7 protein-coding genes and 1 pseudogene are annotated in these 9,058 nt (G+C 44.8%); 6 read left to right on the top strand and 2 right to left on the bottom strand.

Features of this window, described 5'->3' with window-relative positions; translation table 11 throughout:
• Positions 1–246: hypothetical protein (locus GCE9029_RS26840; protein ID WP_231870199.1), on the bottom strand; the 246-nt coding region annotated here is incomplete at its 3' end.
• Between GCE9029_RS26840 and GCE9029_RS24985 the strand changes: the two genes are divergently transcribed.
• From GCE9029_RS24985 to GCE9029_RS25005, 5 genes are all read left to right on the top strand, one after another.
• Complete coding sequence (locus tag GCE9029_RS24985; protein WP_062667947.1) at positions 154–2,235, top strand: type VI secretion system Vgr family protein; 2,082 nt, start codon at positions 154–156, stop codon at positions 2,233–2,235. The genes GCE9029_RS26840 and GCE9029_RS24985 overlap by 93 nt on opposite strands.
• Complete coding sequence (locus GCE9029_RS24990; protein ID WP_062667949.1) at positions 2,235–3,116, top strand: DUF4123 domain-containing protein; 882 nt, start codon at positions 2,235–2,237, stop codon at positions 3,114–3,116. The genes GCE9029_RS24985 and GCE9029_RS24990 overlap by 1 nt, the downstream gene beginning before the upstream one ends.
• Complete coding sequence (locus GCE9029_RS24995) at positions 3,109–6,195, top strand: toxin VasX (RefSeq protein ID WP_062667952.1); 3,087 nt, start codon at positions 3,109–3,111, stop codon at positions 6,193–6,195. Before GCE9029_RS24990 ends, GCE9029_RS24995 begins: the two co-directional genes overlap by 8 nt.
• 8 nt (positions 6,196–6,203) lie before the next feature.
• Positions 6,204–7,175 (top strand): DUF6708 domain-containing protein, encoded by a 972-nt coding sequence (locus GCE9029_RS25000; protein ID WP_062667954.1) that lies wholly within the window; start codon positions 6,204–6,206, stop codon positions 7,173–7,175.
• A gap of 141 nt (positions 7,176–7,316) precedes the next feature.
• A complete protein-coding gene (locus tag GCE9029_RS25005; RefSeq protein WP_231870198.1) occupies positions 7,317–8,288 on the top strand; it encodes a hypothetical protein in 972 nt (323 codons plus the stop codon).
• Positions 8,289–8,294: 6 nt separating this feature from the next.
• Here the strand turns inward: GCE9029_RS25005 and GCE9029_RS25010 are convergent, their stop codons facing one another.
• Positions 8,295–8,648: a hypothetical protein gene (locus GCE9029_RS25010; RefSeq protein WP_002542766.1), complete on the bottom strand. Its 354-nt coding sequence runs from the start codon at positions 8,646–8,648 to the stop codon at positions 8,295–8,297.
• A 283-nt stretch (positions 8,649–8,931) separates the two neighbouring features.
• On the opposite strand from GCE9029_RS25010, the pseudogene GCE9029_RS26165 reads away from it, so the two are divergent.
• Positions 8,932–9,058, top strand: a pseudogene (locus GCE9029_RS26165) (type VI secretion system tube protein Hcp); the annotation flags it as partial.

A 9,058-nucleotide genomic window follows, 5' to 3' on the forward strand; every position in this document is an offset into this window, starting at 1 on the left:
CCTAAGGCTTCCTGGCAGAAGGCGTGTTTCTTTGTGAAGCAGGCCTTTCTGACCCCACCCGCCCTCGCGGCGGGTTTTGTCGTCAGACAGTGACGTCTGATGAAGCTTCTGAAGTCTCTCAGAAGCAGTGGATAGTTCTTGCTGGGTATCTCTATGGCTACGGAAAGCGGTCTCCAATTTACTCTTAACGTCGAAGGCTTGCCTGACGACACCTTTGTGGTGGTCGACTTTCAGGGCGATGCCCATCTCTCGGCCCCTTTCTGTTTTGATATCAAGCTGGCCAGCCGCAATGAAGCCGTCTCTGAAAATGACACGGTGGACCGTAATGTCACACTGGTGATTTGGCAGGACGGGGAGCTCAAGCAACGTTTTCACGGGATTGTCCGCCGGTTCTCAAGAGGCGATACGGGCTTCCATCACACCCGTTATGCGCTGGAGATGGTGCCGTCCCTTGCCAGACTGTCCCTTCGCCAGAACAGCCGTATCTTCCAGCAGCAGTCTGCCCCGGAAATCATGAGCATTCTCCTGCAGGAGATGGGCATTGATGATTATGCGTTTTCTTTATCCGGCACGCCGCAGACCCGTGAGTATTGTGTGCAGTACCGGGAAACGGACCTTAAGTTCCTGGAACGTATTGCGGCGGAAGAGGGCATTTTCTATTGCTTTTTGCACAGTAAAGATAAGCACACGGTGCTGTTCTCGGATGATACCCAGACCCTGTCTGCCTCGGGCCTTGCGCTGCCTTATAACGTGAACGTCGGTGGGGTATCGAAAGAGAACTTCGTGAAAGGCTGGCAGTATTCGGCGCAGGCAAGACCGTCTTCCGCGCAGCTGAAAGATTACAGTTTTAAAAAGCCGGCCTATGGCTTTTTACATGAACACGCGGGCACAGAGATGGCCTTTCAGCGTGGTACGTATGAGCATTATGACTACCCGGGGCGTTATAAGAGTGATGCCGCTGGAAAGCCCTTTACACAGTACCGGCTTGAGCATTTAAGACGTGATGCCATCACGGCGACGGCGCAAAGTAATGTCCCGCAGATTCAGCCGGGCATGCTGTTTGACCTGGTGGACCATCCGGATGAGGCCACGAACCGTGACTGGGTGGTGGTCTCTACCCAGTGTGAAGGCACTCAGCCTCAGGCACTGGAAGAGGCTGGCGGTGAGGGCATGACCACCTTCCACAATACCTTTTCGGTCATTCCGGCTCACCGGCCTTGGCGTCCGACACCGCAACCAAAACCTTGTGTCCATGGCCCGCAAATCGCGGTTGTCACCGGTCCCGAAGGCGAGGAAATCTTCTGTGATGAGCATGGCAGGGTGAAGGTGCAGTTCCCCTGGGACCGTTATGGTAACAGCGATGATGCCTCCAGTTGTTGGGTACGGGTCTCTCAGGGTTGGGCAGGTGGTCAGTATGGCATGATGGCCATTCCCCGTATCGGTCATGAGGTGATTGTCTCTTTCCTTGAAGGCGACCCGGACCAGCCGATTGTTACCGGACGCACGTATCACGCCACCAATGTACCTCCCTATCCGCTACCCGCCAACAAGACGCGCACGGTACTCAGAACCGAAACCCATCAGGGGGAAGGCTTTAATGAGCTTCGCTTTGAGGACCAGGCGGGGCAGGAAGAAATCTATGTCCATGCCCAGAAGGACATGAACCTGCTGGTTGAGAATGACCGCAAGGACAACATCAAACATGACCTCCATCTGGATGTGGAGAATGAAAGGTTCCAGCATATCAAAGCTGACGATCATTTAACGGTCGATGGCAACACCATGACACACGTTAAAAGTGACAAAACTATCGCCACTGACAGCTCCCTACATATTAAAGCAGGGGCCGCCCTGCTCAACGAAGCAGGCAGCGAGATCCACTTAAAGAGTGGTCATAAATCAGTACTGGAGGCTTATACGGAAGTCACGCTCAAAGTCGGTGGCAACTTCGTGAAGATAGATCCTTCAGGCGTTCATATCGTGGGTTCTGTTATCAACATCAACTCGGGTGGCAGTGCGGGATCTGGCTCGGGGTTTGGTGGGGTGATGCCGATTTTGCCTGAGTATGTAGCTAAGGAAAAAGCACCTGAAGAACAAATACCATACAACGCTATTGCAACCAAAGAATCAGCCAGTCCTTTAATTTTGTTACAGCAGAATAAGGCCCTCACCGCTGCTGGGAAATCAGGAAAGCCGCTGTGTGAAACATGTTCAGATGAAGGTGAGGATAGCTAGTGACCCTGCCCGCATTGGAACAACATGAATCACCTTTGTACCTCCTCATTGATGGTGCGGTTATCAATGATGCCGAAAGACTTTGCTACGAGTACGCAAAAAAGCCAGATATTGAGTTGATATATCGCGGTACTGAGTTAGATGCAGTAACTGCATCTGGTCCAATCATTTGTCCCCTTAATGAAAACTATCAACTCCTCGAAGTTGTGTCTGAAAAGAAGCCTTATGATTGGGGAATAGTATTCGAAGCCTCAGCCTCTACATATGAAGTATCGGAACATTTTAGAACGGTCATTAAAGCCGACATGGGTCATGGTAGCACCCCTATTTTTCGGTTCTATCTGCCTCATTTAGTAGAACTTTTAACGCAGGCTTCAACCGATTTACAGAAAAAAAGAATTTGGGGACCCATTTCCAAGGTATGGGTGCAGTCGCGATTCGAAGCCAACTGGCAAAGTGTGGAGATCGCGTACCTAAACGAACCAACCGAACAGCATCATGCCAACTGGGTAAAACTGTCGGATGAGCAAATGACCGCTATGGGAATGGCCGCTAGGAAACATTTCAATTTAAGGGCGTTAGATCACGTCAAAAAATACTTCCCAAACTCCTTGCAGGGAAATCAACCAGAAACTCAATACAGGACCATAGAGTCTCACATAGAGATAGCTCAGTCTTATGGACTTGAATCAGAGAAAGAAGTTCTGAGTTTCCTAAATATTTTGAGCATGTTAGGCAGTGACGCAATGACAGATGACAAATATGGTGATGTAAAAAAGCTTCTTATGAGCAAAGACTCTTTGATGCCAGCAGATAGAGTCCAGAAAGCATTGTCCAAAGCCACTGAGTATTACGAGCAAAGAGAAACGTTAAATGGATAACAAGGCAAATTCGGCTGCAAAGTCCTCGAGTACAGACAGTATCGATGCGTTAATGTCTACATGTCCCCTTAATGATGACCTCATCGTTATCCACCCAATGCGGTACTCGGTTAAACAAATTGAATTTGAATTTATGCTCCCATCCGAAGTGGGTAAAGGGCTTCCAACACTAACAGAACATGACTACATCATGCGTCCTGTTATCAATGCATATATATACCTATTCAACGAAAAAGACGATTACGTCCTTCTATCTGAATTTGATGACTCTGGTGATGCGCTGAAAACAGAGTGTATTTATGGGCAAGCCCCTTCCGAAATCCAAGGCCATTTTCCCATCATCACTCAGGAGAAAAATGACAAATTTTCCATTCTGCTAACTCATATCAAATTGGAGCAGGCATTTGTTGATGGATTGGCAAAGAACAAAGAAATACGAAAAGGTTATTTGCAGGAAGTCAGCGTAAGAAAGGCTAGAAAGGGAAAAGAACTGCATTGCTTGATGGTTGAAGACCTATCAACAGTAAGCCCAGACTTTTGGAGTGAATACCTTAATTTTGATTGGGCGCTATGGCCAACTGTCGACTTGTCGACCCCACCTTTATTGTCAAAGTATCAGCCTATTGCACCAGATAGCCATATCGCCGTGGGAGTCATTGATGCCGTCGGCATCAGTGTCGAACTATGCACGCTTTTCAACGCTCAATACGATGCTGGCCTCACTCACATTGCAGAAACCCAATATCCTTACACCATTGCCAACGCGACGAGAATGCTCATCGATCGCGAGGCGCAAAAAGGCTTTAGGAAGCAAGTAGACAAGCGTGTTCACATTACCCATGATCCAAAAGATCAAATGTATGGAATTCCAACCTACTACGACCTTACTGATAAGGAAATTCAGGAAATTCGTGAAGATCGCCGTGACAAAGTTATCAAAGACTATCGTGAGGTTATTCGCGGTAAAGAAATGGATAAATTCCAAAAGGATCGCGATGATTTCGCTGTAGCATTCAGTAAAAGCTTGGAAGAGGTAGCGCTAGATTGGACAAAATGGCTAGAGTCGGACTACACCGATTTTGCGCTCGCCCTTTACTCACCTTTTGATAAAGACCAAGTTCAACTAAAAGAAATCGCTGTTGCAAACATGCTCGGCAACATCCAATCCACTGAAGTAGGAAAAAAACTCCGTGATGAGTGGGTTCAGGATTTTGCCAAGCATGCGACAAAGACTGGAAAGCCGACCTCAAAAGGTATCGGGGGACAGATTTGGTCAGCCTTAGGTGTAGCACACACTGTCTATCAAGAAATTAGTAAACATCTGAAGCTTGTTTATGATGCTGGCTCAATAAATTGGCAAGACGCCGTCAATAGCCAAAATCAACTTCTCCAAGCGGCATCAGAGGCAACTGACAGTATTCAATATTCCATTGGTGAAAAGGTTGCTCAGTTTGTTGTAGATGCAGAAAACGAAGCTGCTTGGCATGTTTACTATCAGGCTATGGCGGAGCGTTATGGCTATCAATATGGGGTGATGACCACCTCACTAAATGATGTGCTTGAAGATATCGAAGACTTCAACGCAGTCCAATTTGCAGCCTCAGCAGAGCATATCCTCATTGCCAAGACCAAGAATATTAAAAAAAAGAAATTAAAATCTAAGGGTAAAGGAAGAGGTGGTGTCAAAAAGAAAGCAAAGTACATTGATCCTAAGGTAAAAATAAACCTGTATGAGCTTAAAACAATACTTCAACCTGGAAACAAACCCAGCGCCCTTGAAGGTTTCGCATATTGGGTTGTTAAAAGCATCAAAGAAAGTGATATCAACAATCCTCAAAGTAAACTCGCGCTATGGAGCAAACAATTATCTGAGGTTACAGAGAAGCATAATGGTAAGTTCACTGGATTACTGCTGATTGCACAAGCAGCGAACTTAGTATCAGTAGTGAATAAGACAATCACGGAGAAAAAATTCGATGCCAAAATTGTTTTAGACTTGCTCAATAGCTCTACAGGCTTAATTCAGTCGTCATTGGCATTTATTCAAAGCGTCAAATTCTCTAACAGTGAAAAAGCGATGAAAGTCGCTGCAAAATCAACGATAAAGTCAATTGGTATAACTTCAAAATCAGCACTTCAGCGTTTAGGCCTCTCGAGTATTCCGGCAACCAGTATGTCGACCAGGTTGACTTCCGGGTTGACAACAATCGCCAGATACACCTACCAGGGGCTACCGATCATAGGTAACCTTCTTGGTGTAATTACAAGTGCATTTAATCTGTCTGAAGATATTAACCAACAAGACAACAGTGGAGCAGTAGCAGTTGCAGTTGCTTCACTAATTGTAAATTCTGCTGCGTTAGTGTTGGCAGTCGTAGCGCTGGTCCCCGGAGTCAATGCTGTCGTCGGAGTCGTTGCTCTGATTCTAGCTGTCATCGGCGTCGTTTTGGATCTAATACATGCTTGGATTGAAGATAGTAGGCTTGAAACCTTTTTAAAAGGATCATTTTGGGGTGTTGGTGAACGCTATACTCATCGTGAAAGTCTGCCTGATGATATTGAGGGTAGAGTTCAGTTTTTTAAAGATGTGTCGGATTCTGATGTACAAAAAGTACAAACAAAAGAAATGGTTGCGTTTACAGACGAACTGTTCCGGCCTGTATTTAGCCACTCAGCTTACGATGAAAGTGGATGGTTTTACAAGTTTGAAGACTTTAATCTTAAAGTCTATTTCCCTGGTTATGTGCATAGTTCTAGTAAAGTTTCTTTGAAAGTAGTGGGTGTGATCGACAATAGTACCGAATTACTTTATGGTCGTGTTGTCAACAATGACGGTTCTGTCAGCCATTCAACAAATAAAGTGGATATGAAAGCCTCACCTGGGAGTGGTTTTACTCTAGAAGCCGCATTCAAAGAAAGTGTGTGGAAAAAAGACTATGACAATTATCGTTTTGATATAGTTTACACCCATCCTGGGTCATTTCCCGTAACGTTAAACTATTCTGTTACTCTTAATGATGACGCAACTCTCTTTTGGCAGGATGATGTACGAACCGACATAGAAATAAAGAGTAACTGAGAATTCTCATGCCTAAAAAAATCAACAAAGTTTCAAACGAATTATGGATTGGTGCGAGCTATTATGGCTATGCACCAAAGTTTAAGAACACAATCAGTCGGCGTGGAAAAGGGTTTAGTACCGGCTTCGGGACAAGCCACATAATGGAAGACATGTTAAATCCACCGCCAAAAGAAATAAGGCTTGATTGGGATGGTGAAGGCGACTTTTATAACGCAGGGTATGCTTTCGTCTCAAGCACACAAGGTGAATTCATTGACATGCGTGTCAACAGTGTTCATAACAGGCAAACCCTAACGCGTTTATCACAATTTATTCTGTTACCTATATTCCTTTTTACCTACTTGATCATCAGATTAACTAGAGATGATGTCCCATGGTTTTACTTACACCCAGTTGAGCTAGGTGTATTTTTAGTGATGCTTTTGCTGTGCTTTTTAGAAATCTGCAGGCCTATAAAAACACCGGTCCGATTTCATCACAAAAACCAAGAGGTCTATGTTTATCATAAAAAGGCATTGTATCGAATACCGTGGAAAGAATGTGAAATAGCCACTATGTATGCACCTCATCACGTAGGCTATGGCTCATTTTCAGATGCTTACAACCTCAATCTATGGCTTTACCCAAAGCACTGTGTTAATGACAACGCAGGCGCTGAACCAGTTGCCTTGAATTTAGTAACATCAGTCGATGGTCATGCTGATACTTATATTTATTGGGAGTATGTGAGACGTTTTATGACCGGGGGTCAAGATGCTATTGGAGCTGGTAATGAACAAAAGCAATTTTTGTTTTATCCAACACCAGCAAGCTCAAAGTTGAAAGACAGAGCTATAATTTGGGCAATCTTACCTTTGTTCTTCTTTCTACTTCCTTTTATTTCCCCCTCACAGTTTGCTATTCGCTTCAACCCAATCAAAGACCATTGGCCTGAAGATGTTCACAAATGGACAGGGAAAACCATCGATTGGCACTAAGCTAAGCCCAATAAAAGCCAGCACATGATCATGTGCTGGCTTGCAATCTACGAAAATCAGTTAGTTGTTAACTCTCCACCAAGAATAAACCAATGTTGAGGGCAGACTAGAGGTTTGATGGGTGAGTAGAGAAAACAGTCAATGAATTCTAAAGTGATGTTCAATAAGCCATTCAACTCTAGCTCACTTGAGTTACAGAGCAAGAGACTACCCAACGGATTGGTTGGAAAACTATTATCAAAAGGTAAGATATTTCCTTTTGCTATAGCTACTGAGACTATTTCAACCGCTGCAGTTAAAGATTTCCCCCCTTCCGCAATGCGGAAAGCAGAGAAGGATAAGATCAAGCCTCTTTTCTGGAATGAAGAAGAGCTTTTTCAAGAATCTTTCAGTATGTGGTCTCAGATCTACTTTATGTTCTCAGCGCTCGTCAGAGTTTTCTTGTTTTTGTTCCTCCCACTCTTTTACATCCTACTATTCGTGGGCTTGGCCTTTGGAGAGGGTGGCTGGGATGAGAGAGAAAAAGATTTTTATGATGTTACATTATATATATTCATACCACTTCTTATTCCCTACTTGCATTACAAGTTAGTTAGTCAAGGTTACTTTTTCCTTGCTCCATTCCTGCGATCGAAGCCTCTGTTTCGTTTAAATCGAACAGAAGGGACTGTCACGCTATACAAAGATAACGGGGAAGTGAATTTCACACATCCTTTCATAGAATTTGATTGTGTCCTTATGTCTTCTCCTACTGCACAGGGTCATCTCAACTATGTTTTGACATTGGCTCACAGATACAACAACTACTCTGTTGGGGTCCCGTTACACACACTGATTGGCAGTAACCAAATGGTGGCGGAGTATCATCGACTTTGGAACATGATCCAGCGATATATGGATGTTAGCCAGCCAATGCCAGATATCATGGTGCTTGAGCCGTCCCGTAGCAGGGATGCGATAACAGAAACGCATGACAAATGTATCAAGCGCCCTACAAGATACTGGAGAGATATGTCAGACGAAGAATTTTCAGAGACAATTGAGAAGATTAGACAAGAACAGGAAGAAAACCCTTCCTTTGGACACGTTCTAAATATTTTTAAAGACGACTAGTTTATCTCACCCCAACAACTTCCCCTTAACCCCATTAAACACCGCCAGTACACGATCGTGTGCTGGTTTGTGATCGGCAATAAATGACAGGCATGTCAGCGCACTATCCTCATAGTGTTTCGGTAGTGCCAGGTTCAGGTCGCTAGCGATAGTGCGAACATAATCGAGTTGCTTCTGTGAAGGTAATTTCAACTCATCAGGGATCGCATCTTGAATCGTGTCTGTCAGTTTCTCGGAAAAGTCCGGCCAGTCATTGAGGTTGATCTTCGTTTCCTCTGCCAACCTCAGAAATCGTTGCTGCTCTTCGCTAAGCGAATAGGTAAAGGTGACTGCGCCAACCGAAAACTCGACTTCTTTCATTTTTATGCTCTTATCGAAACTGCTGTTTTCTCGATGCTATCAATGCAGTCGCTTGAATGTTGTCTGACTCCTGCGAGTTTTCGTCCATGAGTTTCCCTCTGATCTTTCGGCCAAATCTTGCTCGCTGAGCAACTTTTCGCCCAACGCACAAGCAATACCTTGCTCTCCCCTTTTTGGAAATCAGTTAAGTCTCTGTTTTCATTGAACTCCATCACTGGCACACCCCTTGCGTTATTCCCCACGTAGTAAACAACCTCCTCCGAATTTTTATAGGGAAATTAAGATGCCAACTCCTTGTTATATCGCCATCGAAGGCAAAACCCAGGGCAACATCACTGCCGGTGCCTTCACCGCTGACTCTGTCGGTAACATCTACGTGGAAGGCCACGAAGACGAGATGCTGGTTCAAG

This window comes from Grimontia celer (genome assembly GCF_900055185.1).
Lineage (GTDB): Bacteria > Pseudomonadota > Gammaproteobacteria > Enterobacterales > Vibrionaceae > Enterovibrio > Enterovibrio celer.

Coding starts and splice junctions, on each gene's coding strand:
- GCE9029_RS24995 (WP_062667952.1), top strand. CDS start 3,109: ATGGATAACAAGGCAAATTCGGCTGCAAAGTCCTCGAGTACAGACAGT.
- GCE9029_RS25010 (WP_002542766.1), bottom strand. CDS start 8,648: ATGAAAGAAGTCGAGTTTTCGGTTGGCGCAGTCACCTTTACCTATTCG.
- GCE9029_RS24985 (WP_062667947.1), top strand. CDS start 154: ATGGCTACGGAAAGCGGTCTCCAATTTACTCTTAACGTCGAAGGCTTG.
- GCE9029_RS25005 (WP_231870198.1), top strand. CDS start 7,317: ATGAATTCTAAAGTGATGTTCAATAAGCCATTCAACTCTAGCTCACTT.
- GCE9029_RS25000 (WP_062667954.1), top strand. CDS start 6,204: ATGCCTAAAAAAATCAACAAAGTTTCAAACGAATTATGGATTGGTGCG.